Here is a 1130-nt window from a genome sequence, read left to right on the forward strand (position 1 = left end):
GTGCTCCATATCTCTTCGGGGTCATGCTCAACCCAACCGTTATGAGGAAAAAACTGAGTGAATTCTTCTTGCGCTGTCGCTATATGCGCACCACGCTCATTAAAAAGTAATGCCCTTGAACTAGTGGTTCCTTGATCAAGCGATAGAATAAATCGATTCATTGTTATTTTTAGCCTTACGATAGTGGGCAGTTTCGATGCGTCAAAGATACGGTTCTGATAACTTTTTTCAACGCCTTTAAGCACGATGTTCGAAATTGTTGATTCGGTTCAAGTTATCTGAGTCTAATACGTTATCCTACGCGGGTTTATTCAGCACAAAACTAGAGAGCAAACAAAGCACATGGATTCAAAGAAGGTGTATGACCTTTTTATTATAGGTGGTGGTATCAATGGTTGCGGAGTTGCAGCCGACGCAGCCGGCAGAGGCTTAAACGTATATTTAGCCGAGCAAAATGATCTTGCCTCAGGAACTTCTTCTGCAAGTAGCAAGCTCATTCATGGAGGTCTGCGTTACCTTGAACATTACGAATTCCGCTTGGTTAAAGAAGCTCTGGCAGAAAGAGAGGTGCTGCTTTCAAAAGCACCACACCTTGTCAGCCCTCTGAAGTTCACTTTACCTCACCGCCCTCATCTGAGACCGTCCTGGATGATCCGAGCAGGCCTGTTTATGTATGACCACCTGAGTAAGCGTAATAGCCTCCCGAGCGCAAAGAGCGTTCCACTAGGCATGGCTGCAGGGTTAAAGCCAGACATCCAGAAAGGTTTTGAATACTATGATTGCTGGGTGGACGATGCCCGCCTAGTAGTAAACAACGCCATTGACGCCGCCGAGCGGGGCGCAACAATCAAAACTGGCGTTCGGTGTGAAGCGGCAAATTACGTTAAAGAAAAACAACAATGGGTTATCTCTTGCACAAATTTAGCTGACGGCGATTCTTATAAAGTGCACGCAAAACACATTATCAATGCTGCAGGCCCATGGATGCGACGCGTTATCGACAAAGGGGTACCCCAACTTAAAGCTTCGAGAGGCATTCGCCTCATCAAAGGCAGTCATCTCATCGTCCCTCGCGTTCCAAACGGTGATTCTGCCTACATCCTTCAAAACGAAGATCGGCGTATTGTGTT

Annotated in this window: 2 protein-coding genes; one reads left to right on the plus strand and one right to left on the minus strand. The window is 46.4% G+C overall.

The features are described from left to right. Positions 1-161: FGGY family carbohydrate kinase (locus tag A3751_RS14860; RefSeq protein WP_255376090.1), on the minus strand; the 161-nt coding region annotated here is incomplete at its 3' end. Between the two features lie 181 nt (positions 162-342). Here A3751_RS14860 and glpD point away from each other — a divergent pair. Beyond that, on the plus strand, positions 343-1130 hold a 788-nt coding region (glpD, locus tag A3751_RS14865; RefSeq protein WP_082863285.1), incomplete at its 3' end, for a glycerol-3-phosphate dehydrogenase.

Source organism: Oleiphilus sp. HI0080, from assembly GCF_001635135.1.